The organism is Streptomyces sp. NPDC102441 (assembly GCF_044765585.1).
In the GTDB taxonomy this organism is placed as follows: Bacteria; Actinomycetota; Actinomycetes; order Streptomycetales; family Streptomycetaceae; genus Streptomyces.
In genome coordinates, this window is the sequence record NZ_JBIWKH010000005.1 from 120,566 (window position 1) to 146,149 (window position 25,584).

At 70.1% G+C, this 25,584-nt stretch carries 22 protein-coding genes and 1 pseudogene; 8 read left to right on the forward strand and 15 right to left on the reverse strand.

Going from position 1 to position 25,584, the window contains the following annotated elements; translation table 11 throughout:
- Positions 1-18: 18 nt before the first annotated feature.
- The gene (gene rpmG / locus ACIREO_RS12035; protein WP_404107716.1) at positions 19-183 is read right to left on the reverse strand and encodes a 50S ribosomal protein L33; all 165 of its coding nucleotides are present in this window, start codon (positions 181-183) and stop codon (positions 19-21) included.
- A gap of 524 nt (positions 184-707) precedes the next feature.
- On the opposite strand from rpmG, the gene ACIREO_RS12040 reads away from it, so the two are divergent.
- Positions 708-2,138: a PP2C family protein-serine/threonine phosphatase gene (locus ACIREO_RS12040; RefSeq protein ID WP_404107718.1), complete on the forward strand. Its 1,431-nt coding sequence runs from the start codon at positions 708-710 to the stop codon at positions 2,136-2,138.
- 57 nt (positions 2,139-2,195) lie between these two features.
- Here ACIREO_RS12040 and ACIREO_RS12045 read toward each other — a convergent pair whose 3' ends face one another.
- The gene (locus ACIREO_RS12045) at positions 2,196-3,692 is read right to left on the reverse strand and encodes a hypothetical protein (protein ID WP_404107720.1); all 1,497 of its coding nucleotides are present in this window, start codon (positions 3,690-3,692) and stop codon (positions 2,196-2,198) included.
- Between the two features lie 230 nt (positions 3,693-3,922).
- Between ACIREO_RS12045 and ACIREO_RS12050 the strand changes: the two genes are divergently transcribed.
- Complete coding sequence (locus ACIREO_RS12050; protein WP_404107722.1) at positions 3,923-5,059, forward strand: aminoglycoside phosphotransferase family protein; 1,137 nt, start codon at positions 3,923-3,925, stop codon at positions 5,057-5,059.
- Between the two features lie 102 nt (positions 5,060-5,161).
- Here the strand turns inward: ACIREO_RS12050 and ACIREO_RS12055 are convergent, their stop codons facing one another.
- Positions 5,162-6,493, reverse strand: a complete 1,332-nt coding sequence (locus tag ACIREO_RS12055; protein WP_404107724.1) for an N-acetylmuramoyl-L-alanine amidase — start codon at positions 6,491-6,493, stop codon at positions 5,162-5,164.
- Between the two features lie 240 nt (positions 6,494-6,733).
- Between ACIREO_RS12055 and ACIREO_RS12060 the strand changes: the two genes are divergently transcribed.
- Positions 6,734-8,995: a family 2 encapsulin nanocompartment cargo protein terpene cyclase gene (locus ACIREO_RS12060; RefSeq protein ID WP_404107726.1), complete on the forward strand. Its 2,262-nt coding sequence runs from the start codon at positions 6,734-6,736 to the stop codon at positions 8,993-8,995.
- Here ACIREO_RS12060 and ACIREO_RS12065 read toward each other — a convergent pair.
- Both ACIREO_RS12065 and ACIREO_RS12070 read right to left on the reverse strand, forming a co-directional pair.
- Positions 8,934-9,434 (reverse strand): hypothetical protein, encoded by a 501-nt coding sequence (locus tag ACIREO_RS12065; RefSeq protein WP_325748050.1) that lies wholly within the window; start codon positions 9,432-9,434, stop codon positions 8,934-8,936. The genes ACIREO_RS12060 and ACIREO_RS12065 overlap by 62 nt on opposite strands.
- 47 nt (positions 9,435-9,481) lie before the next feature.
- The gene (locus tag ACIREO_RS12070) at positions 9,482-9,883 is read right to left on the reverse strand and encodes an ACT domain-containing protein (RefSeq protein WP_404107728.1); all 402 of its coding nucleotides are present in this window, start codon (positions 9,881-9,883) and stop codon (positions 9,482-9,484) included.
- 136 nt (positions 9,884-10,019) lie between these two features.
- Between ACIREO_RS12070 and ACIREO_RS12075 the strand changes: the two genes are divergently transcribed.
- Together ACIREO_RS12075 and ACIREO_RS12080 are read left to right on the forward strand one after the other, a co-directional pair.
- A complete protein-coding gene (locus tag ACIREO_RS12075; RefSeq protein WP_404107730.1) occupies positions 10,020-11,090 on the forward strand; it encodes a nitrous oxide reductase family maturation protein NosD in 1,071 nt (356 codons plus the stop codon).
- Between the two features lie 34 nt (positions 11,091-11,124).
- A complete protein-coding gene (locus ACIREO_RS12080) occupies positions 11,125-12,210 on the forward strand; it encodes a methyltransferase (protein WP_404107732.1) in 1,086 nt (361 codons plus the stop codon).
- Positions 12,211-12,282: 72 nt separating this feature from the next.
- Here the strand turns inward: ACIREO_RS12080 and ACIREO_RS12085 are convergent, their stop codons facing one another.
- The 7 genes from ACIREO_RS12085 to ACIREO_RS12115 form a co-directional block, all read right to left on the reverse strand.
- Complete coding sequence (locus tag ACIREO_RS12085) at positions 12,283-12,615, reverse strand: TcmI family type II polyketide cyclase (protein WP_404107734.1); 333 nt, start codon at positions 12,613-12,615, stop codon at positions 12,283-12,285.
- A gap of 18 nt (positions 12,616-12,633) precedes the next feature.
- Positions 12,634-13,113 carry an SRPBCC family protein gene (locus tag ACIREO_RS12090; RefSeq protein ID WP_404107735.1) on the reverse strand — a complete coding sequence of 160 codons (480 nt, stop codon included), beginning with the start codon at positions 13,111-13,113 and terminating at the stop codon, positions 12,634-12,636.
- A gap of 1 nt (position 13,114) precedes the next feature.
- Positions 13,115-13,372 (reverse strand): acyl carrier protein, encoded by a 258-nt coding sequence (locus ACIREO_RS12095; RefSeq protein ID WP_404107737.1) that lies wholly within the window; start codon positions 13,370-13,372, stop codon positions 13,115-13,117.
- Between the two features lie 16 nt (positions 13,373-13,388).
- Positions 13,389-14,636 carry a ketosynthase chain-length factor gene (locus tag ACIREO_RS12100; protein ID WP_404107739.1) on the reverse strand — a complete coding sequence of 416 codons (1,248 nt, stop codon included), beginning with the start codon at positions 14,634-14,636 and terminating at the stop codon, positions 13,389-13,391.
- Entirely contained in the window at positions 14,633-15,901 is a 1,269-nt protein-coding gene (locus ACIREO_RS12105; RefSeq protein WP_404107741.1) for a beta-ketoacyl-[acyl-carrier-protein] synthase family protein, read from the reverse strand. Before ACIREO_RS12105 ends, ACIREO_RS12100 begins: the two co-directional genes overlap by 4 nt.
- On the reverse strand, positions 15,898-16,341 hold the full coding sequence (locus ACIREO_RS12110; RefSeq protein ID WP_404107743.1) for a cupin domain-containing protein: 444 nt from the start codon (positions 16,339-16,341) through the stop codon (positions 15,898-15,900). The genes ACIREO_RS12105 and ACIREO_RS12110 overlap by 4 nt, the downstream gene beginning before the upstream one ends.
- 70 nt (positions 16,342-16,411) lie before the next feature.
- Positions 16,412-17,530 (reverse strand): TcmI family type II polyketide cyclase, encoded by a 1,119-nt coding sequence (locus ACIREO_RS12115; protein WP_404107744.1) that lies wholly within the window; start codon positions 17,528-17,530, stop codon positions 16,412-16,414.
- 272 nt (positions 17,531-17,802) lie between these two features.
- On the opposite strand from ACIREO_RS12115, the gene ACIREO_RS12120 reads away from it, so the two are divergent.
- Entirely contained in the window at positions 17,803-19,437 is a 1,635-nt protein-coding gene (locus ACIREO_RS12120; protein ID WP_404107746.1) for an FAD-dependent oxidoreductase, read from the forward strand.
- Positions 19,438-19,476: 39 nt separating this feature from the next.
- Here the strand turns inward: ACIREO_RS12120 and ACIREO_RS12125 are convergent, their stop codons facing one another.
- Complete coding sequence (locus tag ACIREO_RS12125; protein ID WP_404107748.1) at positions 19,477-20,997, reverse strand: alpha/beta fold hydrolase; 1,521 nt, start codon at positions 20,995-20,997, stop codon at positions 19,477-19,479.
- 84 nt (positions 20,998-21,081) lie between these two features.
- On the opposite strand from ACIREO_RS12125, the pseudogene ACIREO_RS12130 reads away from it, so the two are divergent.
- Together ACIREO_RS12130 and paaK are read left to right on the forward strand one after the other, a co-directional pair.
- Positions 21,082-21,317: pseudogene (locus tag ACIREO_RS12130) on the forward strand (DUF1348 family protein); the annotation flags it as partial.
- A 126-nt stretch (positions 21,318-21,443) separates the two neighbouring features.
- Positions 21,444-22,733 carry a phenylacetate--CoA ligase PaaK gene (gene paaK, locus ACIREO_RS12135; protein ID WP_404107750.1) on the forward strand — a complete coding sequence of 430 codons (1,290 nt, stop codon included), beginning with the start codon at positions 21,444-21,446 and terminating at the stop codon, positions 22,731-22,733.
- Between the two features lie 324 nt (positions 22,734-23,057).
- Here paaK and ACIREO_RS12140 read toward each other — a convergent pair whose 3' ends face one another.
- Positions 23,058-23,711, reverse strand: a complete 654-nt coding sequence (locus ACIREO_RS12140) for a DNA alkylation repair protein (protein WP_404108719.1) — start codon at positions 23,709-23,711, stop codon at positions 23,058-23,060.
- 109 nt (positions 23,712-23,820) lie between these two features.
- Positions 23,821-25,365, reverse strand: a complete 1,545-nt coding sequence (locus ACIREO_RS12145) for an acyl-CoA synthetase (protein ID WP_404107753.1) — start codon at positions 25,363-25,365, stop codon at positions 23,821-23,823.
- Positions 25,366-25,584 lie beyond the last annotated feature (219 nt).

The window sequence follows — 25,584 nt, forward strand, 5'->3', positions numbered from 1 at the left end:
AGGTCGTGCAGCCGGCCGTCAGCGGGTCTCACGGAACGTGACGTGACGACCCGCGGCCGGGTCGAACTTCCGCAGTTCCAGGCGGTCGGGGTCGTTGCGCCTGCTCTTCCGCGTCACATACGTATGGCCGGTTCCAGCCGTGGATCGGAGCAGGACGACGGGCCTGGTCTCGCTGCGTGCCATGGGACCTCCATACAGGGATTCGACCTCACCCCCAGGCTGGGAACGGGTGTCGTTTTCGATTCCGGTCCGCACAACGCACACGGGTGCGCCACCATTCCCGCGACCGGACACCCCGGGACCGCGGGCCGGGGACCGCCACTCACCCCACGTCTCGAACGGACGGACGACGCACGCCTGGCCGCACCCTCGAACGCTCCATCGGCTCGCGGCGGAGCCGGCGACACCCCATCACCCATCCACCGCACCACGCGCCTGCGCATATGCCCTGATCCCAGCCGGTACGAGCCGTGCGGGGTCGCATGCGCGGGCGCACGCCTAGGCGTTCACGCCCGGCGACTTGCGTCAACTCCCCTCCAGGGGCAAGGGTGTTCGGCGGACCCCCGCCCAGCTCAGCCGATGGCATATGCCGGAAGCAAGAACGTGTCGGGTGTTGCCAAACCCCTTACGGGGCCCCGCAGCCTGTGCCACAGTCGAGTTCGGTCCACCCCACGAACCGGCCGTACCGCCTGTATCGGAGTATCCAGATGCCGTCCCATCTGTTTGCGGACCGCCCCGCCCCACAGCCGCCCGAGCGGGACGCCGTCGACGCCTTGATCAACCGGACCCTGCTGTTGCGCGGCGACATGGACGCCGTGCGGCGCGACACCTCCGTGATCGACGACGACGATCCCCAGCAGCGCTGGCAGCGGGCACTATGTGAGCTCGCCGTCCATCAGCTCGACGACCTCGGCGAGCATCTGGGACAGCTCAGGGACGGCATCTCCCACGCCACGGGCGCGGAGCCCGTGGGAGAGCACTCCACGACGCCGGCCGGGGCGCCGACGGGCTCGCTCCTCAGCCGGGTGGGCAGCGCAGAATGGAATCTGCTCACGGACGAGGTCAGCTGGTCCGACGAGCTTTACCAGATCTTCGGCAGGGCCCCGGGGGCAGGAGCGCTGTCCCTGGACGAGCTGCCGTCCGTTCTCCTCGCGGAGGACCAGCCTCTCCTGACATCGATGGTGACCGACTGCCTGGTGGACGGCAGGCCGATAGACGGCGAATTCCGGATCCTGCTGCCCGACGGCGGGATGCGCACACTGCACATGATGGGCGAACCCGTACTCGACGCGGACGGCTGCACCGCTTCCATGTGGGCGGTCCTGCGCGACGTCAGCAGGCTGCGGCGCAGCCAGCACGTGGTGAGCAGGACACGGGACACATTGCGGCGGCAGGAGGAGATGGCCCGGGCCGAGCACCGGATCGCGGTGGAGCTCCAGGAAGCCGTCCTTCCGCCGTGGCACGGCTCGCTGCCGATACCGGGCCACGGCGCAAGCGGACTGGACATCGCCGCGCATTACCTGCCGTCGGGGTCGAGCGACCTCATCGGCGGCGACTGGTACGACGCGTTGCCGCTCCCGGACGGACGAACCCTGCTCACCGTGGGTGACCTCACCGGCCACGGTATCCCGGCCACCTCGGCCATGGCGATGCTGCTCGGCGCGCTGCGCGGCATGGCTGTGGCAGGCGTCGGCCCCGGGCCGGTCATGGGCCATCTCAACCAGCTGATCGAATGCTCGGCACAGCCTGCCCTGGGCAGTGCGGTGTGCTGCCGCTTCGATCCGGAGACCGGCACGCTCGACTGGGCACAGGCAGGGCACCCCGCACCGCTGCTGTTCCGCGACGGGGTGGGGCGCCCTCTGCCCTCACCGGACGGAGTGCTGCTGGGGGCGGCATCGGGAGTCACCTACGAGCAGGACCAGGTGGATCTCCTGCCGGGCGACGTGCTCGTACTGCACACCGGCGGGCTCGCAGGCGGGAGCGACCTGAGTGCCGGCCCGGACATGCTGCTGGGGCTGGCGCCTCGGTTCGCGCAGGCCCGTACGGCACAGGACTGCGTACGGGCCGTGGTCAAGGAGCTCGGTTCCGCAGAACGGCTCGACGATGCCTGCGTGCTGGTGGCCCGCGTCGAGGCATGAGCCAACCCTGACCGTCCTGCGGAGAGTTCCCCGCGTTCGTCTGCCACAGGCCCTGGATCAGATCTGAGAGCCTTTGGCCTTCTTGGTGGACGCGCGTGGAGGCAGGGCGACTTCGATTTCCTCGCGCAGGTCCTCGATCTTGCCGTATCCCGCGAACTGTCCGGTGAGCCGGTACATCTCGCGCAGCCGGTCCCAGGTCCGGTGCGAGGACGTCTCTCCCATCGACACCAGGGCGAGCCTGGCGTAACGATCGGCCTGCTCGGGGTCGTTGGCGATGAAGCATGCCGAGGCGAGTGAGATGTAGTCGAAGATCTTGGATCGCTGGCGACCGTTGATCCGCAGATCGAGCGCCTGCTTGGCATGACGCTGGGCAGTGGAGGCCGCGCCCGGGTCGTGCTCGGCCAGCGTACGGAAGGCCAGGGCCTGCATCCCGTGCATGTCCGCCTCGTCGAACATCTGCATCCAGCTCGGCGGCGGAACATCGCCCTTGTCCGAGACGAAGAGCTCCTCGGCCTCGCCGAGTGTGCGCCGCATGGCCTGCCCGCGCCCCATCGACGCCTGCGCCCAGGCCTCGATGGTGTGCAGCATCGCCCGGGTACGGGGCAGGGTCTCCTCCCCGGAACCGGACTTGGCGAGCTTCATGAGGTCCAGGGCGTCGTCCGGCCGGCCCAGGTGCACCATCTGGCGGGCGGCGCGGGAGAGCGCCTCCCCCGCACGGGGGCGGTCGCCGCCCTCGCGCGCCGCGTGGGCCGCGATCACGAAGTACTTCTGGGCGGTGGGCTCGAGGCCGACGTCGTGGGACATCCAGCCGGCGAGGACCGCGAGGTTGGCGGCCACGCCCCAGAGGCGGCGCTGCAGATGCTCCGGGTGGTGGTAGGCGAGCATGCCGCCCACCTCGTTGAGCTGGCCCACGACAGCCTTGCGCTGGAGACCGCCGCCTCTGGAGGCGTCCCAGGCACGGAACACCTCGACCGAGCGCTCGAGGGCCTCGATCTCCTCGGATCCGATGGGGGCGGCCTCGTACAGATCGAAGCCGGCGTTGTCGGCGTACAGAGGATCGTTGAGGCGGGTGGCCCGGGCCGCGGGAGCGGGCTCGGAGTGCAGCCAGTCGTACATGGCGCCGGTGATTGCTGAGCCAGCGGCGAGCGCGGCGCCCGCGCCCACCAAGCCGCGTCGGTTGAGCATGAGGTCCATTCCCGTGAATTCGGTGAGGACCGCTGCCGTCCGTTCGGGCGCCCACGGCAAGCCGTCGGGATTGTCTTCCGTCCCGGCTTTTCGCCGCTTCCCCACACGCCCGCGCCGGCCGAACCCGAGGTCCTCGATGGTCACGACACGGCCGAGCCGCTCGGTGAACAGAGCTGCCAGCACCTCGGGCACGGGATCGCGGGGGGACTCCCCCATGTCGATCCAGCGCCGCACCCGCGAGGTGTCGGTGGCGAGTTGGAGGTGGCCCATGGCCGCCGCCTGCCTGTTCACCATTCTCGCGAGTTCGCCCTTGGACCAGCCGGCCAGGCCGAACAGGTCGGAAAGACGGGTGTTGGGTTCTCCGGTCACGTCAAGCCCCCAGGTTCTCGGCTGACTTGACCCTAGCCCCCCAGAGGATGCCGGGCGAATATTCGCCAGGGTTCGCCAGGGGTCGCTAGATGTTGTGCCACCCGCGGGCCGGTGTCAGGTAGGAATGCGCCACCCCGCCCGGCAGCCCTAGGTACTCCCCAGGGTGCCGAACGGCCGCCGGCCGGGGCGGCGCACGTAACTTGTCGGCGCACGAAGGGATCTGTCTCGCCATGTACACAGCATCGTCCTCCGTGTCCGCCCCGCCCCGGCCGCTTCGTCCCTTGGGGGCGGGCGGCGGGCCGTATCTCGACCCCCGCGCCGCGTCACCGGCGTCCGCCACGGGTCGGACCCGGCGGGCGGCGGGGCCGGGCTCCCAACCGCTCAGCGGAAGACTGGACCTGTCCGGCGCCCAGGGCGCGCAGTTGCGGATGGCCATCGCCTCCGTCCACCGCATCTGCCCGGAGTTCAATCCCGTGCAGGTGCTGCGCCGCAGCGGGCGCTCGGTCCTCATCGTGGGCACCACCGGCCGCGCGACCGCGGTGGCCAAGTGTTTACTCGATCACTCCCCCGCGTGGACGGAGCGGTTCCGCCACGAAATAGCGGCATACCGCGCCTTCGTCAGGCACCGCCCGCCGGTCCGGGCCCCGCGGCTCATCGCCGCGGACCCGGAGAACTGCACCCTGGTGATCGAGCGGATGCCCGGACGGGTCGCGGCGCTGACAAGGCATCCGGCGGAGGCGCCGCCCCGTGCGGATCTGCGGGCCGTGCTCGGAGCGGTCAGCCGGATCAACGCCTGGAGGCCGCCGTCCGGGCTGTTCGAGGCGCCCCTGGACTACGCCTCGCGCATCGCCCGCTATCACGAGTTGGGGCTCTTCACCGATCGTGATCTGGGTGACCTCCAGAAGCTTCTGCACGGTCTGGCCCACGCGGGCGGCCGACAGGGCATGGGGCAGTTCTGTCATGGCGACGCACTGCTCTCGAACATCCTGCTGCCGCCCACCGGGCCCGTGCTGGTCGACTGGGAGCACGCCGGCTGGTATCTGCCGGGGTACGACCTGGCGACGCTCTGGGCCGTGCTCGGCGACGCACCAGCGGCGCGGCGCCAGATCAGCCAGCTCGCGCAGGCGGCCGGTGCCGCAGCCCGTGACGCCTTCCTGGTCAACCTCATGATCGTGCTGACCCGGGAGATCCGTACGTACGAGACGGCTGTCCAGCGGGCCATGCGCGAAGGCGCGCCGGCCGGCGGCGGCCAGCCGCGGCAGGGTGTTCTGACCTCCAGCGAGGAGCAGAGGCTGCTGCTGCGCAGGCTGCACGACGACTGCGCCATGGCCCGGCGGGCCGTGCGCGCGGCGGTGGGCACACGCTGACCACGCCGGGTCGACCGGCCTGACGGACGGGGGAAGCGCGCTGCGGGACCGGTGCCGACACATGGGTCCCGCAGCGCGCTGTTTCTCTGTCTCAGAACCGGTTCATGACCGGGCTCGCACGACATCGACGTCGGACGCTTTCACGAAGCCGATCCGGTGGCCGATCTGGACCGTCACGTACGTCTGGGTTCCGCGGAAGTTCGTGTGGTCGTACGGCTTCGAGGAGTCGATCGTCGGTGCGTAGAAGTAGCCGTTGGGTGCCTCGCCACCGCCGGGGAAGGCCTGCCCCGATTTGATGGTGTAGACGAGGGGGCTGCCCACGGTCGGCTTGACGAAGTCCGTGGGGTACTCCGCCTTCTCCGGGTAGGCGACGCCGTACACCGGCACCTCCCCCTTGCCCGCCTTCGGCCGCACGACGCGGCCGGATGTGGGGCTGACGACCCGGGTCCCCGACGGAGTGCGGAACCACGCCTTCTCGCCGTACCACCAGATCGCCGTCCAGCCGGGAGCCTTGCCCGCGACGACGGCCTGCTGAGTGGCGCTGATCTTGCTGCCCCAGTCCGCGGCGCAGTTCGTACCCGGCGAGCCGTCCGGGTGCAGTCCCGGGTCGGAGAAGAGCGGAGAGTCCTCGGACGGCCCGGTGTGCAGCGGGACCGCGCTGCTGCCCTGCCGGGGCAGATCGACGCTCTTCTCGCAGTCGCGGAACTCCTGCTGGTTCCCGTTGAAATCCGCGCTGACGGTGACCAGTTCGCTGCTCCTGGGGGCGCTCGGCGCTGTTGTCCTGCCGAGCAGCGCCATGAAGCGGTTCCAGTCCCAGTAGGGGCCCGGGTCCCAGTGCATGTTCTGGGTGCCCGCCGCGCTGGTCGGAGGCACTCCGTCGTGGCCGAGGATGTGCTGACGGTCGAGCGGGATGTCGTACTTCGCGGCCAGGTGACGTACCAGTCGTGCGGTCGAGCGGTACATCTCGGGGGTGTACCACGTGGCACCCTCGGCAGCGATGCCCTCCTGCTCGATGCCGATGGAGTGGGAGTTGACGTACCAGTTGCCCGCCTGCCAGGCGACGTCCTTGTTCTTCACCATCTGTGTGACATGGCCGTCGGCCGAACGCACCACGTAGTGGGCGGAGGTCTGGTTGGCGGGGTTCTGGAAGATCTTCAGGGTGGTGTCGTAGTCGACTTCGGTGTCGTGCAGGACGATGTACTTGATGGCGTTGCTCTTCGGCCGGTTCGCCGTGTCGTAGTTGCCGTAGGTCTCCTTGTCCGCCGGGTCGCCGGTCTGCTGGTAGGCCGCGGGGACCCAGTCGCAGGCCAGTCCGCGCGGGCAGTCCGGCCGTACGGTGTCCGCTCCGGCCGCGGCCGGGGAGAGGAGCGCCACGCTCAGCGCCCCCGCGGTGGTCAGTGCGAGGGCGAGTCTGATCCTCTGCTTCGACGTCATGACAACCCTTCTTGGGCCGGGGGGGCTGAGCGGTTCCCGGGGGCGCTCCCCCGTGTTCTTCGGTCGGCGCACACTCTGTTGCGGGAGGTGTCGGCGAGTCAAGAGTGCAGCGTGCCACCGGGCCTGGGTTTGTGTGACTATTTCGCGCTGTGCGTGCCCCGTATGGCCGAGGGGTAGTGCTGGCGCCGACAGGACCGGTCCGAGTGGACCGCGCGGAGTTCTCGGAAAGGCCGGACGCACATGGCACAGCCCTTCTCACTGCCGGACTTCTACGTGCCGTACCCGGCGCGTCTCAATCCTCATCTGGAGGCTGCCCGGAGCCACACCCGGAAGTGGGCGCGGGGAATGGGGATGCTGGAGGGTTCCGGGATCTGGGAGGAGAAGGACCTCGAATCCCACGACTACGCGCTGCTCTGTGCGTACACCCACCCGGACTGCTCGGCCGAGGCCTTGTCCCTGGTGACCGACTGGTATGTGTGGGTCTTCTTCTTCGACGACCATTTCCTGGAGCTGTTCAAACGCACTCCGGACCGTGAGGGCGGGAAGCGGTATCTGGACCGTCTGCCGGCTTTCATGCCGATGGAGCGTGGCGCTGCGACACCGGAGCCGGCCAATCCGGTGGAGGCGGGACTGGCCGACCTCTGGGCGAGGACCGTGCCCTCCATGTCGGATGCCTGGCGGGCAAGGTTCGCCGAGGCGACGGAGAATCTGCTCAACGAGTCGCTGTGGGAGCTCTCGAACATCAACGAGGGGCGGATCGCCAACCCCGTCGAGTACATCGAGATGCGCCGCAAGGTGGGCGGAGCGCCGTGGTCGGCAGGCCTGGTGGAGTACGCGGCCGCCGCGGAGGTTCCTGACGCGGTGGCGGGTTCGCGCCCGCTGCGGGTACTGAGGGACGCCTTCTCCGACGCTGTGCATCTGCGCAACGACCTGTTCTCGTACCAGCGCGAGGTCGAGGACGAGGGGGAGAACAGCAACGGCGTGCTGGTCCTGGAGAGGTTCCTCGGCTGTTCGACCCAGGAGGCGGCCGAGGCGGTCAATGATCTGCTCACGTCGCGCCTGCAGCAGTTCGAGAACACCGCCCTCACCGAACTCGGCCCGCTCTGCGCCGAGAAGGGCCTCGCCCCCGACGAGACGGTCGCCGTCCTGGCGTACGTCAAGGGTCTTCAGGACTGGCAGTCCGGCGGCCACGAGTGGCACATGCGCTCCAGTCGCTACATGAACGGCGGCGGCGCGGGTGAGAGCGTTCCCGGCTTCGGCATGGCGGCGGCCTCGCTCCGTCTCACCCCCCGCTCCGAATCGTTCCGGCTGCGCAGCAATACGCACGTCCCGTACCAGCACGTCGGTCCGTCGCTGCTGCCGGACTTCGACATGCCGTTCAGCACGACGCTGAGCCCGCATCTGGACGGGGCGCGCGTACGGATCGTGGACTGGTCACGCCGGATGGGGCTGCTGGAGGCTCAGCCGGGCGTGCCCGGTTCGCACATCTGGGACGAGCAGCGGCTCCTCGCGACCGATCTGCCCCTCTGTGCGGCGGGGCTGCATCCGGACGCGACCCCGGACGAGCTCGATCTGTCCTCGGGGTGGCTGACCTGGGGGACATACGGCGACGACTGGTTCCCGGTGGTGCACGGCAGGACGCGTGATCTCGCGGGGGCGAGGCTGGCCAACGAGCGGCTGTCGCTGTTCATGCCGCTGGACGGATCGTCCGTGCCCGAGCCGGTCAACGCGCTGGAGCGTGGGCTGGCGGACCTCTGGCGGCGGACGGCGGGGCCGATGGACGAGGGCGCGCGCCGTACCTTCCGGGAGGCGGTGGAGTCGATGACGGCGAGCTGGCTGTGGGAGCTGGCGAACCAGGCGCAGAACCGGATTCCCGATCCGGTGGACTACATGGAGATGCGCCGGGCGACGTTCGGTTCGGATCTCACGATGAGCCTGTGCCGGCTGGGTCACGGCAGGAAGGTGCCTGACGCCGTCTACCGCAGCGGCCCGATGCGTTCCCTGGAGAACGCGGCGGCGGACTACGCATGCCTGCTGAACGACCTGTTCTCGTACCAGAAGGAGATCGAGTACGAGGGCGAGGTGCACAACGGGGTCCTGGTCGTCCAGAACTTCTTCGGGGTGGACTATCCGACGGGGGTCGCGATCGTGCACGACCTGATGAATTCGCGGATGCGCCAGTTCCAGCATGTCGCCGATCAGGAACTGCCGGTGCTCTACGACGACTTCGACCTGGACGCTGAGGCGAGGGAGGTCCTGGCCGGCTATGTGCTGGAACTCCAGCACTGGATGGCGGGGATCCTGATCTGGCACCGGGACTGCCGGCGCTACCGTGAGGAGGATCTTCGCCGGGGCACCGGGACCCCGTGGCACATCAGCGGTCCCACGGGGTTCGGGACGTCGGCGGCGCGGGTGACACGGCTGCTCACGCAGGGACGTTTCACCCCTGCTGGAACAGCTCCGCGGGAAGTGGCTTCAGCAGGGCGTACAGATCGTCGGTGATCGGCCGGTCCCAGCTGGCGATGGTGACGAGCACGCCGTCGCTCCGGTCGAACTGGACACAGGAGATCCGGCTCTCGGAGAGCTTGACGCGGCGCACGATCAGCAGGCTGTCACCCTGCATGACGGGCACGTCCTCGGTGCCGGTCACTTCGACCGGCTCGTCGTTCTCGAGCGCGAGGAGCAGCTGGGCGACCTCGAAGGGGACCTGGCCCTCCTCGGTCTCACGGGCCGGTGAACCCTCCGGGAGATTGCCGATGATCATCGCGGGGCCACGTCCGCCGAACAGGTCGTAGCGCAGGAACACGCCCTGACAGCTCCCGTCGGGCGCGGGGAGCAGACCGGCGCCGAGGTTGCCGGGCCAGTCCCCCGGGTCCATGGCCAGGACGTCGAAGTCCGGGCCCGCGGGTGTGGCGGCGCTACGGCGGCGGAGGAAGGACATGGGGGCCATGTTACGTGTCCCGGCTCACGTTGCGGAGCCGGGCACTCCTACCCGGACTCGGCGGCGAGCGCTTCGAGCGCCCGGACCGCATCGGCCGCGCGGGCGTACGGGACGAACAGGTGGTCGTGATGGTATCCGGCGACCACGTTGCAGCTGATCCCCGCGTCCGTGAGGGCCAGGCAGACCGCGGCGGTCAGCCCGACGGCGTCCAGCGCGGAGTGCACACGGAGCGTGATCCAACCGGCGACGAAGTCGTACGCCAGCCCTGACGCCGCAGCTTGCGCTTCGGGGAGGACGAGGGTCAGTCCTTCCTGCTCGGAGACGGTGACCACCGGGGTGACGCCGGTGGGCACCTCGCCGTCGGGCACAGTCGTATAGACGTAGCGGCCGGGGTTCAGCTCCGGCCGCATGCCGTGCAGCAGTGTTCGAAGATCGCGCTCGCCCGTCATGGGGGCCACGCTACGGCCGCGCGGCAGACGGGCGCGGACGCAGTAAGCCATTCAGGCACGCCTTGTATCCATACGCGCACCTTGCGTGGCACCCGAGGTTGATCGCCCATAGCTTCGGCTCATGAGGAAAAGACACATGAAATGCCTGGCGGGTATCACCGTCTCCACAGCCACGGCGCTGGGTCTCGCGGCCGTTCCCTCCGCCGCGGCAGGACCCGGTGATCATGTGGTGCGCCCGGGCGACTCGATCCAGGCCGCCGTGGACGCCGCGCGCTCCGGCGACACCATCGTCGTCCTGCCCGGCACGTACCGCGAGAGCGTCCTTGTCACCAAGCCGGGGCTGACGCTGCTCGGCACCGGTGGCCGGACGGTCATCACACCGCCGGCGGCCGACGGCGCCAAGGCCGCCAACGCCTGTGCCGCCGGCGGGAACGGCATCTGCGTCATCGGGACCAAGGGCCGTACCGTCGACGATGTCAGCATCCGCTCGCTGACCGTCTCGGGCTTCGACGAGAGCGGCGTCTGGGCGTCTTGGACCGACGGGCTCAGCGTCCGCAAGGTGACCGCGCGTGACAACGGCACCTGGGGTATCGCGCAGGAGCGGTCGACCCGCGGTGACTTCCGGCAGAACACCGCCACCGGGAACGGGGACGCGGGCATCTTCGTCGCCAACTCGGTCAGCGAGGAGGGCGGGGCGACCGACACCGGGGGGACGGCCGTCCTGGACAACTCGGTGAGCGGGAACCGCATCGGTGTCACCGCCCGCCGGGTGCGGAACCTCGTCGTCGAAGGCAACACGCTGACGGGCAACTGCAGCGGGGTCTTCGTCGTGGGTGACGAGTCGAAGCCCGCGGCAGGGGCGATGACGATCAGCGGCAACCGGATCGTCAAGAACAACAAGTTCTGTCCGGCGACCCCGCGTCTGTCCGCGATCCAGGGATCCGGCATCGTCCTCACCGGCAGCGAGGCCACGGTCGTACGTTCCAACGTCATCCGGGACAACGTCGGCTCGACCCCGCTCTCCGGCGGCATCCTGCTGTTCAAGAGCTTCGTGGGCGCGCTCAACACCGACAACACCATCAGCCGCAACCTCGTTCAGGGCAACAAGCCGGCCGACCTCGCCAACCGTGACACCTCGGGTACCGGCAACACGTTCGTGAGCAACACCTGCGGGACATCCGTCCCGGCCGGGATGTGTGCCGGATGACGGCTCACCACCGCACAAGGAGAAACGAGTCGGTATGACCACCGTGAGTCCCACCCCCCACACCACCCCTGTCGCGGCCCCCCTCACCGCTCCCCCGGTCTCCGCCGCCCAGACCCCGCCGCCGTCCATGCGGCTCCGGGAGCTCGCGTTCGGTGCTGCCTGCGCCGCTGCCGTGCGCGCGGCGGCCAGGCTGCGTGTGGCCGACGCGCTGGGCGAGACGCCCGTGTCGGCCGCGGAGCTCGCCCTGATCGTGGACGCCGAGCCCGTGCCTCTGGGACGGCTGCTGCGCGCGCTGTGCTGCTACGGGATCTTCGAGGAGACGGCGGACGGGAAGTTCGTCCACACCGAGATGTCACGGCTGCTGCGCGAGGACGACCCGAACAGCCTGCGCTACATCTCCCTGTGGTGCACGGAGCCGTGGACCTGGGAGGTCTGGCCGCGGCTCGACGACGCGGTGCGCTCCGGCGCGAGTGTCTTCCCCGATACGTTCGGCAAGGGCTTCTTCGAGTATCTCCACCAGGACGCGGGCGAGTCCGCCCAGGTGTTCAACCGGGCGATGACCACCTCCAGCGTGCAGTCCGCGCAGGACGTCGCCGATCTGCTGGATCTCACAGGCGTGTCCTCCGTCGCCGACATCGGCGGCGGCCAGGGGCACGTTCTCGCGAGTCTGCTGGAGAAGCACCCGTCGGTCCGCGGAACGCTTCTGGACCTGCCGGGCGTCGTGGCGCGTGCGGACGCCAGGCTGCGGGAAGGCGGCGTGCTCGCGGAGCGCGTACGGATCGTGCCCGGCGACTGCCGCGAGGACATCCCCGTCGAGGCGGATCTGTACATCATCAAGAACATCCTCGAATGGGACGACGAGAGCACCCGCAGGACCCTGCGCAACGTGGTCGCCGCGGCCCGCCCGGGCGCCCGTGTGGTGATCATCGAGAATCTCGTGGACGACTCCCCGTCGATGAGGTTCACCACCGCCATGGACCTGCTGCTCCTGCTCAACGTGGGGGGTGCCAAGCACACCCGGGAGAGCCTGGTGGGGCGGATGTCCGACGCCGGCCTGCTGGTGGGCGAGGTCCACCCCGTGAACGCGTACCTGCACGCGTTCGAGTGCGCCGTGCCGTAGCCCGGCTCGGACGCACAGCGATCGCCCCGGGTCCGGCACTGAGGTGCCGGACCCGGGGCGATCATCCGTGTGTCAGGCGGAGCCGTCGCTCTGCCACCGGTAGAACTGCTGCGCCATCGCGTCCTTCGGACCGCGCCAGGTCTCCGGGTCGTACGGGCTCACGAAGGCGGTCAGCCGGTCGCTGACGGCCCTGAACTCCGGGTGCTCGGTCACCTTGGCGATCTCCGGGCCCGGGGGCCGCTCCGATTCGATCAGGTGGAGATAGACATCACCGAACTGGAACAGGGTGCGCCTGTTGACGCCCACGAGGTGCGGCAGGTCGGTGTTGTCGGAGGCCGCGAACAGCTTCGCGATGTCCGGCGCGGACTCGGGCGCCATCCTGGCGACGATCAGTGCGTGGTGCATCTTGCTGCCTTTCGGGCATCAGTTGGCGGGAACCGAGGCGGAGCGGCGCTCCCGGTCGCGCTGCTCGATCTTGTCGCGGATGAGCTCCAGCTGGACACGCGAGTTGCGGTTGATGTTGTCGGTCATCCAGGCGTCGTCGACCGGTGCGTCGGGGCGCATCGCGAAGTCCTGGCGCCAGTGCATGCGCGTGCCGCCCGGGACCTCCGAGTACTCCCACCGGATGTCCATGTGCTGGAAGGGACCGGGCTCGACCCGCCGGGCGCGTACGTTGCGTCCCTGTCGGTCCGTGGTGCGCTCGGAGACCCAGCTCCAGACCTTGCCGTTGTCGTCGGGCTTCATGGTGAGGCGGAAGGTCGTCTTCTGGCCTTCCCGCTCGATCACCTCGACGGCCGCGTACTCGCTGAACAGCTGCGGCCAGTTCTCGAGATCGTTCGTCATGTCCCAGACGAGGTCCAGGGGGGCGGCGATGGTGATCTCGTTCTCGGTGTGTCCGGACACGTCAGACTCCTGTCACTGGGGTGTTGTTCACGAGGTCGAGGAACTCGCCCGGCGTCTTGCACCGGTCGGCGTCGGCCGGCAGCGGGCGGCCGTACCGGTTCTCGAGCGCGGCCACGATGCCGAGCAGGCCGAGCGAGTCGAGGCCGTACTCGTCGAAGGCGGAGCCGGGGCGGCCTGCCATCTCCGACGGGTCGACCGTGAGGCCGGCGCCGTTCTTCATGAGCGTGGCCAGCTCTTCGTACGTCAGTCGATCGTTCATGAGGGAGTACTCCTTCTCACGCAGGGGTGTCGGTGGGGCGCCGGAGCACCAGGGCCGCGTTCGAGCCCATGAGTCCTCGGCTCAGCACGAGCGCCGTCCGCAGTTCCGCGGGGCGCGCGCGTCCGGTGACCACGTCCAGGTCGTGGCACACCTCGAAGACGTTGGGCGTCGGCGGGATGAGGCCGTGTTCCATGGCGAGCACCGCGGCGGAGGTGTCGAGCACGGGTGCTCCGCAGTAGGCGCGGCCGATACCGGTCTTGGGAGCGGTCACCGGGACCCGGCGTCCGTGCGCGCCCAGGGCATCGGCGATCGCCAGCGCCTCGGCCCGGTCCGCCGAGGGCACGCCCAGCGCGTCGGCGAACACGACGTCGATCTCCTCCGGTGCGCAGTCCGCCTCGCGGAGCGCCCCTTCGATCGCCCGGGCCAGTCCGGCACGGGAGTCCTCCCACCGGGCCGCGCCGGTGAAGGTCGCGGCGTGGCCGGCCAGTTCGGCCCGGACCTTCGCACCGCGCTCGCGGGCGGCGGTCTCCTCCTCGACCACCAGCATGGCGCCGCCCTCGGCGGGCACGAAGCCGCAGGCGTCCGCGGTGAACGGCCGGTAGGCGCGGGTGGGTTCGTCACAGAGGCTGAGGTCCTCGTAGCCGAGCTGGCAGACCACCGAATACGGCGCGAGAGGCGCCTCGGCCGCGCCGACGACGACGGCGTCCGTGCCCCGCCGGATGGATCGCGCCGCGTGCATGAGCGCGTCGAGGCCGCCGGCCTCGTCGCTGGCGACGACGGCGCACGGTCCCTTGAAGCCGCCCCGGATCGAGATCTGGCCGGTGCTGGCCGCGTAGAACCAGGCGATGGACTGGTACGGGCCGACGAACCGGGAGCCCTCGCCCCACAGCCGTTGCAGCTCGCGCTGGCCGAACTCACCGCCGCCGGAGCCGGCAGCGGTGACGACTCCCACCTTGAAGGGCGTGCCCTCGTAGTCCGCGCGTCCGAGCCGTGCGTCGTCCAGGGCGAGATCGGCGGCGGCCATCGCGTAGTGCGTGAAGCGGTCGGTCTGGACGAGGAAGCGCTCCTCGATGAAGGCGACCGGGTCAAAGTCCCTGACCTCGCCCGCGACGCGCAGCGGGAGGTGCTCGCAGCCCTCCCGGGACACCAGGTCGAGGACGCTGACCCCTTCCTGGGTCTGCTTCCAGAAAGCACCGGCGCCGGTCCCGTTGGGGGCGACGACACCGATCCCCGTGATGACGGAGCGGCGGTGTGGGATGTTCATGGGGTCCTCCCGCCTGATCCGGTCATGACGACAGCCGACTGGAATCCGCCGAAGCCGCTGCCGACCGAGAGCACGCTGCGCAGCTTGAGGGGCCGTGCGGTGCGGGGTACGTAGTCGAGATCGCACTCGGGGTCCGCGGTCTCGTAGTTGGCCGTCGGTGGCACCGTCTGGTGCTTGAGGGCCAGGACGCACGCGGCGATCTCGATCGCGCCGATGGCGCCGAGTGAGTGGCCGACCATCGATTTGATCGAGCTCATCGGCACCTTGTACGCGTGCGCGCCCAGGGCCCGTTTCACCGCGGCCGTCTCGTGCCGGTCGTTCTGCTTGGTGCCCGAGCCGTGCGCGTTGACGTAGTCGACCTGCGATCCGTCGAGCCGGGCGTGCGCGAGGGCGGTGTTGATGGCCTCGGCCATCTCCAGGCCTTCCGTGGTCAGCCCGGTCATGTGGTAGGCGTTGCCGAATGTGGCGTAGCCCGATATCTCGCAGTAGACGGTCGCGCCGCGGGCGCGGGCGTGTTCCAGGTCCTCCAGTACGAGGACGGCGCCGCCCTCGCCCATGACGAACCCGTCCCTGCGGGCGTCGAACGGCCTGGAGGCGTGCTCCGGGTCGTCGTTGTTCGCCGAGGTCGCCTTGATCGCGTCGAAGCAGGCCACCGTGATGGGGGTGATCGGCGTGTCGGACGCTCCGGCGACACAGATGTCCACACGGCCTTCCTCGACGGAGTGGAAGGCGTACCCGATGGCGTCGAGGCCGGAGGTGCAGCCGGTCGAGACCGTCTGGACGGGCCCGTGCGCACCGACCTCCTCCGCGACCGCGGAGGCGAGGGTGCTGGGCGCGAACGCACGTTCCAGGTGGGCGCCCGCCGGCTTGTGGTCGACGTCCCAGCGCGCGCCGCTGCCGCTGACGGCGACGTAGTCGTGCTCCAGGCGCGTGGTGCCGCCGACCGCGGTCCCGAGGGAGACCCCGATGCGCCAGGGGTCCTCCTTCTCGAGGTCGAGTCCGGCATCGCCCAGCGCTTCCCTGGCCGCCACCAGGGCGAACTGGATGTACCGGTCCGAACGCGCGATCAGATCCGCGTCGAGGCCGTGGACGACTGGATCGAAGTCGCATTCGGCGGCGATGCGCGAGCGGAACTGCGCCGGGTCGAACAGCGTGATGCCACGGGTCGCGGTACGGCCGTTGGCGAGCAGGTCCCAGAACGCCGGGGCTCCGATGCCACCGGGTGCGACGACGCCGACCCCGGTGACGGCCACGCGCCGTGTCATGAGGCAGCCCCCGTTCGTTCTGGCGGCGCGTAGCCGTCGCTGGGGTCCGCGGCCTCCGTGACCTCGGTGTCCACGTGTCCGAGTTCGGGCCGGGGGGCGAGCGGGCCGAGGTGGAAGACCATGCGCGCTTCCACGTCACCCACGTTGCGGAAACGGTGACGGACGTGCGGCGGGATCAGCAGGCCCTGGTCGGGCCGCATCGGGTGCGATTCGCCGTCCAGGTCGACTTCGAGGAGCCCGTCCACGACGTACACGAACTCCTCGGAGTACGGGTGGTAGTGCTCGCCGATGCGGTCTCCCGGGGCGACGATGGCCAGTCCCATGAAGCCGCTGGTGGCGCCCACCGCCGTGGGGGTGAGCATGGCTCGCAGGTCGCCTCCGCGCCTGCGGTTGGGCTGAGTCTCGCTGAGGTCCACGATGCGAGGCCGGTGGGTGGTCATGGCTGTTCTCCTCCAGGCACGGTGTGCGGTGTGCCGGCAGCGCGGGCTGGCCCCCGCTGCCGGTGACGTATCAGGACTCGGTGGCCCGACGGTCGGTGATCAGTTCCATCTCGGCCTGTGCGAGGAATCGCGCGGCCTCCTGGTCGGTGGTCGGCATGCCGTTGGCACCGCCGTCGAGCAGGCGGCCGAGCATGGCCGCCTTGCGGGGACCGCCGATGCCGAGTGCCTGGGCGGGCTGCGCGCCGAGCGGGCCGCTCACTTCGAGGAGCCTCACCACGACGTCGTCGCGCTGGAAGATGGTGCTGCTCTCGACGGGGCTCGACGCGTCGTTCGCCGCTTCCTCGTCCTGGCCGGCGAGCAGCCGGGCCAGTGCCATGCCGCAGCCTTCCTTGGCCTGGTAGAAGAGCGAGTGCCGCTGCACGCCCTCGGGAGCGTGACGGCCTGCTGTCACGTGGTGGACGGTCGGGAGTGCGGCCCTGGTGAAGAACATCCGGGCGGAGTCGGGATCGCTGAGGTCGCGGTCCTGCTCCAGGTACGGGTTGATGGCCTCCTCGACGGCCCTGATCTCGGGCTGGCGGGAAACGTGACGCAGAGCTGCCATGAGGTCACCCTCGACCTCGACCGCTCGCACGACACGGTTTCCGTGCATGAAGAGCGAGGTACGGCGCAGCCGGGTGTTCTCGTCGACGCGGGACTGCGGGGAATCGTAGTCGGCGAGGATCTTCGCGACCATCTCCTCCGTGCCCGGCTTGACCGTGAAGGTGAGGGCATGACGCACGACGCCGTCGCCCAGTCGTGGGGCGGACTGGAGGCGGCCCTTGACGGGCTCGGGCGTGCCCTCGAACGCGACCCCGGTCTCCCGCAGGACGCTGAAGCGGAGGGAGCGTGTGTCGCGTACACAGCTGTGCAGGGGCTGTACCGTCGCCACGTGCTCCTCGCTGTTCACCCAGGCGAGGAAGGGCGGCGCGCTCTCCCACTCACTGGTGATGAGCCACTGCGAGGGGTTCTCGATGGACTGGCACAGCTGGTCGCTGATGTGTCCGGGGATCGAGGCCACCTGGTTGCGCATGTGCTCGTACGCCTCGAGGAACTGGTTCTGGGCGCCGTCGTGCAGGTCCAGCAGCAGTATGACCCGGAGCCTCGAACCGTCGAAGGCGGACTGAGATATCCGTTCCGAGAGGGTTGTCATCTTTCGCTCTCCTTCGAGACGGTGCGACGGCCACGTCCCGTGGCCTCTCGTCATCCGTCGGTTTCGGTGGAAGCGCGCAGGTCCCTGCCCGCCGGCATGTGAAGTCCACCCCCGCGTCGCGGGCATCGCTCCCGCGACTGATCGTGGAACGCGGGTACGAGCGGCGCGAGATTTATGAACCGTTCAGGTGAGGCGTCGGCCGAAGCCCGGCCGAAGGTCTCCTCCGAGGGCATGGACACTGCATCCGTCCCGCGTCCGAGCTGGAGCAACTGATGAACGAGAACGTCGACCTCCGCGTACCGGTCCTCATCGTGGGCGGTTCCCTGGTGGGCCTGTCCGCCTCCCTCTTCCTGAGCCGGCTCGGTGTCCGCCATCTGCTGGTGGAGAAGCACAGCAGCACCTCGACACATCCGCGGGGGCGCGGGAACAACGTCCGCACGATGGAGGTGTTCCGGACCGCGGGGGCGGAGGGGCTGATCCGGGACGCCGCGTCCGTGCTGGCGGACAATCACGGAATCCTTCAGGCCGCGTCGCTCACCGGCGACGACCAGGAGTGGCTGTTCAAGGAGATCGACCCGGGCGGCGGGATCGCCAGGTTCAGCCCGAGCGGCTGGTGCCTGTGCAGCCAGAACGACCTGGAACCCGTGCTCGTCGCCCATGCCCGTGCGCAGGGCAGCGAGCTGAGGTTCTCCACCGAGCTGCTGACCTTCGAGGAGGACGCGGACGGGGTCACCGCCGTGGTCAAGGACCGGGAGACCGGGGAGCACACCACGGTGCGCGCCGACTATCTCGTCGCGGCCGACGGCCCCCGCAGTCCCATCAGGGAGCAGCTGGGCATCGGCCGGACGGGTCCCGGTGACCTCTTCCACAACGTGAGCATCACGTTCCGCTCCCGGCGGCTCGCCTCCGTGGTGGGCGACCGGCGCTTCATCGTCTGCTATCTGACCGCCCCGGGCGCGGACGGGGCGCTGCTGCCCGTGGACAACGAGGAGCAGTGGGTGTTCCACGCGCCGTGGCGGCCCGACCGGGGAGAGACGCTGGAGGACTTCACCGACGAGCGGTGCGCGGAGCACATCCGCAGGGCGGTCGGAGCACCGGACCTGGACGTCGAGATCACGGGCAAGGCTCCGTGGCACGCCGCCGAGCGGGTCGCCGAACGGTACGGTTCCGGCCGGGTCTTCCTGGCCGGTGACTCGGCGCACGAGATGTCCCCCACCGGGGCGTTCGGCTCCAACACCGGCATCCAGGACGCGCACAACCTGGCGTGGAAGCTGGCCGCCGTGATCGACGAGTCGGCGGGTCCGGGGCTTCTCCGGACGTACGAGGCGGAACGGCTTCCGGTGGCGAAGGCCACGAGCGCGCGTGCGTCGGCCCGTTCGGGAGAGCACAGCCACCCGGGGTACGCCGGCTCACCCGGCCCGGCCGGCGGCCGCAAGGGCGGCATGCTCACGGTCGCACTCGGCTACCGCTATGTGCGGGGCGCCGTCCTGGGCGTCGACCCCGGCCTTCCGGTGGTGCCGGAAGGCATGGGCCTGACGGGCGAAGCCGGTACCCGGGCGCCGCACATGTGGCTCCGCCGGGACGGCGGGCGGCTGTCGACGCTTGATCTCTACGAGAAGTCGTTCGTACTGTTGTGCGATGCCCGGTATCCGGACTGGCGGGCCGCGGCGGAGCAGGTGGCGAAGCGGCTGTCGGTCCCGCTCGAGGCCTTCGGGATCGGCTCGGTCTCTGGGGCTGACCTGGAGCCCGAGAACGGGGCCGACTGGGCCGCCTCCCACGGCACGTCCGCCGAGGGTGCCGTGCTGGTGCGCCCCGACGGATTCGTGGCCTGGCGTTCACAGGGCGGGGCGGCGGACCCGGAGGCGACGCTGTACGAGGTCATGGTGACCCTGCTCCACCGCGGCTGACGCGCCGGGAGGTACGGCCGGCGGGCCCTGCGGGGCCCGTCAGCCGACGCCGAACGACCTGAGGGCGGCGAGGAACGCCTCCGGGTTGTCGGCGTGCACGAGGTGGCCGGCGTCGACGGAGGCGAACTGTCCTGCGGGTATCTGCCCTGCCATCCAGGCCAATTGCTTCTGATCGACGTGGCTGCGGGCTCCTCCGACGACGAGTGCCGGGGCGGTGATATCGCCCAGGCACTCCCGTGCGGCCGGGTCCGGGGCGTTCAGCTGGGCGTCGATGGACGGTACGACCTGCCAGTCGAAGCCGAGCTCGCCCGGCGGCCGATCCGCCGGGGCGCGGGGCGGGTCGAGCGGGAGGAGGGCCGGGGCGTCCTCGATGACCAGGGCCCCGACGAGGGCCGGGTGCCGCTCGGCGAGCAGCAGGGCTGCCGCGCCGCCCATCGAATGCCCTATGACTGTGGCGCCGGCGAGGTTGCGGGCCTCCAGGAAGGCGTGGAGGTCGTCACGGAAGAATTCGAAGGAGTAGCGTCCCGGCCAGTCGCTGAGGCCGTGGCCCCGGAAGTCGAGTGCGTACACCCGGTGGCGGGCCGCGAGCCGTTCGGCGATGTCCGTCCAGTCCAGGCTGCTCCCGCCTCGCCCGTGGGCGAGGACGACGGGCGGGGCCGAGGGGTCGCCCCAGGTGCGGTACGCGAGCCGGATCCCGCCCGCCTGCACGCTCCTGACATCGGGGGCGAGGAAGGCGGCGACGGCACGGACGAAGGCGCCGGGGCCGTCCATCCAGGGAAAGTGGCCCGCGCCCCGCTGGACGACGAACTCCGCGCGGGGGAAGAGCGCGGCGAGTTCGGCCGCGCGGTCGGGGCTGGGCCCGCCGTCGTACTCCCCTGCGAGGACGAGCACGGGCACCGGCAGCTCGCGCAGCGCGGCGACCGTGGCGTCGGTGTCGAAGCCGCTCACCGGGTAGTAGAGCGACCCTGCCAGGGCGTTGCGCTGTGCGGGGGATTCGGCGGCATGGGCTCGGGCCGCGGCGTCCCAGCGCCCGTAGGCGAACGGCCGGATCCCGGCCCAGGCCTCGGGTGTGGCACGTCCGGCCTGGATCTCGTCCAGCGCGGCCCTGGCCTCGGCGTACCAGGGTTCGCCGGCGCGCAGCTCGGCGGCGGCGCGCCGGTCCTGGTCGGTGGCGGGGAGTCCCAGGGTGCCGGTCCCTGGTGTGACGAGTGTGAGACTGCGCAGTCGCTGTGGGTACTTCGCCGCGTAGAGCGCCGCGAGTTCACCGGAGGCGGAGTGGCCCAGGACATCGGCCTGTTCGAGGCCGAGGTGCGCGCGGAGCGCCTCGACGTCGTCGACGAGGCGGTCGATGCGGTAGCTCGACGTGTCCTCCGGGACGGCGGAGTCCCCGGTGCCCCGCAGATCGAGCAGCACCAGCTGCCGCACCCGGGACAGACCGCCGAGGTCGCCGAAGTAGCGGGCGGCCCGCATGGGACCGCCGGGCAGGCAGATCAGCGGTTCGCCCTCGCCCACCAGGTGGTAGGCGAGTTCGGTTCCGTCGTACGTGCTGAAGATCGGCATGGCAGTCATCCAAACAGGGCGGGCGGCCCGTCGCAGGTGCGTACGCCCAGAGCGAATCAGGTGACGGCGGTGTCCGCCAGGAGCTGGGCGGCCGACGACGACCGCATCGCCGTGCGCTTCGCCTACGAGTGGCACGACGACGGAGGCCGCTGGTACCGGTCCCTCGGCAACGAGAACCGGGAATTCGACAGCAGCGGACTCTGCGGGTACGCCACGCGTCGATCAACGACGTCCCGATCGAGGCGTCCGGGCGCCGGTTCCACTGGACGCCCGGACGGCGGCCTGACGACCACCCCGGACTCACCGAACTGGGCTTCTGACCGGCTTCCGGCCTGGAGTTTTCCACAGGCACTCCGCGCCCCTTGCCAGATTGCCCCGCCTCCTGAATTACTGCTCCCAGGAGGCGACCGAATGGTCGGTCGCCGGTCGGCGAGGGGATGATCCGTATGACCGCGCTGCTTGACGCCGGCGAGCGGCTCGGCCGCGACGAGCTCGAGGCCCTGCAGCTGGAGCGGCTTCGGGCCACGCTCCGGCACGCCTATGAGAACGTCGGTTTCTACCGCGCGGCCTTCGACAAGGCGGGACTGCGCCCCGAGGACTGCCGTACGCTCGCCGATCTCTCCCGCTTCCCGTTCACCGTCAAGGCCGACCTGCGCGACAACTACCCGTTCGGGATGTTCGCCGTTCCCGAGGACCGGGTGCGGCGGATCCACGCTTCCAGCGGCACGACCGGCCGGCCCACGGTGGTCGGGTACACCGAGCGCGACCTGGACACCTGGGCGGACGTGGTCGCCCGGTCGATCAGGGCGGCGGGTGGGCGTCCCGGCCACAAGGTCCATGTGGCCTACGGATACGGGCTGTTCACCGGTGGTCTCGGAGCGCACTACGGGGCGGAGCGGCTCGGCTGCACCGTCATCCCGGCGTCCGGGGGCATGACAGCGCGCCAGGTCCAGCTGATCCGGGACTTCCGGCCCGAGATCATCATGATCACACCCTCGTACATGCTGACCCTGCTCGACGAGTTCGAGCGGCAGGGAGTCGATCCCCGGTCGACGTCGCTGAAGGTGGGCATCTTCGGTGCCGAGCCGTGGACCGAGCAGATGCGCGCAGAGATCGAGGAACGGTTCGCCATCGACGCCGTCGACATCTACGGGCTGTCGGAGGTGATGGGCCCGGGTGTGGCTCAGGAGTGCGCGGAGACCAAGGACGGTCTGCATATCTGGGAGGACCACTTCTATCCGGAGGTCGTCGACCCGTTCACCGGCGAGGTCCTGCCCGACGGGGAGAAGGGCGAGCTGGTCTTCACCTCGCTCACCAAGGAGGCCATGCCGGTCATCCGCTACCGGACCCGCGATCTGACGCGGCTGCTGCCGGGGACGGCGCGCGTCTTCCGCCGGATGGAGAAGGTCACCGGGCGCAGTGACGACATGGTGATCCTGCGCGGGGTGAATCTCTTCCCCACACAGATCGAGGAGATCGTGCTGCGGACCCCGGGGGTTGCGCCGCACTTCCAGCTGCGGCTGACCCGGCAGGGGCGGATGGACGCGCTGACCGTACGGGCGGAGGCACGGGCGGGAGCCTCGACGGCCGAGCGCGAGGCGGCCGCCCTGTCCATCGCGGCGGCTGTGAAGGACGGGGTCGGCGTGAGCGTCGAGGTCGAGATCGTCGGTCCGGAGACGCTGGAGCGGTCGGTCGGCAAGATCAAGCGGATCATCGACCTGAGGGAGGCCGGCTGAGGGAGGGGAGCAGGGTCCGGCCGGTCTGCGCGGCATCTCTGCTGTGCTCCGTTGCCGAGGCGCCGACAGCCCGTCACCTGCGCAACAGGAGGCTCTGCCGCTCACGTCACCCGGTCAGGCGCGGGTCCCCCGGGACCGACGACCATTTACGCAGGTCACCCGATCGTGGAGGTGAGCTGAAAGGCCGTCGCGCCCAGGGCGGCAAACAGGCTAAGACGTCGCCTCAGCCGACCGCTCCCCCGGGGATCGCGCCGACCGACCTGCTGTCCGCGCCCCCGGGGCCCCGCACCGCGTCCGCGCCCTGGGCAGCGCGCCCATCGTCGGTCAGGCCACCGTCCCACCGCGCTGCCGGCTCACCATCTCGGTGATCCAGACGGGCGCGAACGGGGACGTGCAGCCCGGGGACGTCGGATAGTCCTTGAGCACCTCCAGGCGCTCGCCGATGTCCAGCGCACGGGCGCGGTACCCGGCGTGCTCGATCCCGATCTGCGCAAGACAGTGGTTCATCGCCCACTGCAGGCGGTCCGGGGCGTCCTTCATCCGCGCCTCGATGACGTCGAGCAGTCCCGCGAGGTCGAGGCCCTCGGGCCTCTTCGTCACGCGTTCGGTGGTCAGCGCCCAGCCGGCACTCGCGACCACCGGGTCCGGATCGGCGGACCAGGCCAGGCGCAGCTCCTCGGCGTGCGGGTTCTTCTTCACCACGTAGTTCACGAGCCAGTCGTGCACCTTGGGCGTGCGCGCCTGGCGCACCATCGTGTCCAGCTCGTCACGCCCGAAGGCCTTCGGGCGGCAGACCAGGGTCGCCAGCAGCCTCGCCGCGGAGTCCTCCGTCTCCCAGAGCCGGCACGCGAGTTCCTGCTGTGTCCTGAGCCGCTTCGCCAGCCCGCGCAGCTTGCCGAGGTTCACACCGTGATCATCACCGTGTCTCTCGTTCACCTCGCGTGCCCTCGGATCCTCGAGCTCGGCCAGCTCGGCCATCACCTCGGCCACCGTCGTCCCGGTCACGCTCGTCTCCTGTCCCTCGCCCAAGGGTTTCAGCGTACGAGGGAGATCCGGCCTCTTTGTGCATGCCGGCCCCATGCCCCGCTCAGGACTCCACCCCCGGCGTCGGGGAAGCCGCTGCGGCGCCGGATTCGGAGAACCGGTCCCGTAGCTCCCTCTTAAGGATCTTGCCGCTGGCGTTGCGCGGGAGTTCACCGACGAACAGGACTCTCTTGGGGGCCTTGAAGTGGGCGAGACGCGCGCGGGTGTGCTCGATGAGTTCGGATTCCGAGGCCTCGCCCCGGAGCACCACGATCGCGGTGACGGCCTCGATCCAGCGCGCGTCGGACAGCCCCACCACGGCCGCCTCGGCCACCGCCGGGTGGGTGTAAAGGGCATCCTCCACCTGCCGGGAGGCGACGAGCACGCCTCCCGAGTTGATGACGTCCTTCACCCGGTCCACGACCGTGAAGTAGCCCTCCGGGTCGCGTACGGCGAGATCGCCGGAGTGGAACCAGCCGTCACGGAAGGCCTCGGCGCTCTCCTCCGGTTTGTCCCAGTAGCCCTGGCAGAGCTGAGGGGAGCGGTAGATCACTTCACCCGCCGTGCCGTCGGGCACCTCCTTGCCGTTCTCGTCCACCACCTTCGCCTCGACGAAGAGCACGGGCCGCCCGCAGGAGTCCATCCGCCCCTCGTGCTCGTCGGGTCCCAGGACGGTGGCGAGCGGGCCGATCTCGCTCTGGCCGAAGCAGTTGTAGAACGCCAGCCCGGGCAGCTGCTCACGCAGGCGTTCCAGGACGGGTACGGGCATGATCGACGCGCCGTAGTACGCCTTGCGCAGGGCTCCGAGCTCGCGGGTGGCGAACTCCGGGTGGTTGGCGAGTCCGATCCATACGGTGGGCGGGGCGAAGACGCTGTCCGCCTCACCCGCTTCGACGAGATCGAAGATCCGGCCGGCGTCCGGGGCGTCGAGGATGGTGTTCTCCGCGCCCACCGCGAGATACGGCAGCAGGAACACGTGCATCTGCGCGGAGTGGTAGAGGGGCAGCGAGTGCACCGGCCGGTCGGTGGCGCGCAGGTCGAGGGCGGTGACGGCGCTGACGTACTCGTGGACCAGCGCGCCGTGCGTCATCATCGCACCCTTGGGCTGGGCGGTCGTGCCGGAGGTGTAGAGGAGCTGCACCAGGTCGTCGGCGCCGGGTTCGTGTTCGGGGGTGAAGGCACGGGGGGTGTCCAGCTCGCCGAGGAGGGAGCCCGGGGCGTCGCGCAGCGGCCGTACGGCATGGTCCGCCGGGATGCGCGGGGCGAGCTGGGGGTCGGTGAGGACGAGTGTGCTGCCGGACTGACGGAGGATGTACGCCAGGTCCTCGCCGGTGAGGTTCTGATTGACCGGCACATGGATGAGCCCGGCCCGGGCGCAGGCCAGATAGGCGATCAGATACGCGTCCGAGTTGTGGGCGTAGGAGGCCACCCGGTCGCCGGGGCGCAGACCGTGTGCGGTGGTCAGCACGGCGGCCGCGGTGCTGACCGCTTCGTCCAGGGCCGCGTAGGTCCAGGACCGCTCGGCGTACCGTACGGCGGTGCGCCCGGGGGCGCGCCGTGCGCTGCGCGTCAGGACGCCGTCCACTGTGCTGCTGCGTACACCTGTCATGGCGTGATCCTGGGTCGCGGGTCGCCAGAGGTCAAGGGTCCGGAACGCCTGTGCCGGCGTGACCCCCCGCGGTGGCTGGGACAGGACGCCGCCCGGGCGGCATCAGACCGGTGACGGCGCATCAGTTTCTTTGTTCCGCGAGGAGCTCCTCGGGCGGCAGCGATGGCAGCAGCCTCTGCTTCGGCAGAAAGTTTCATCACCGTACGAGATTTCGAAAGT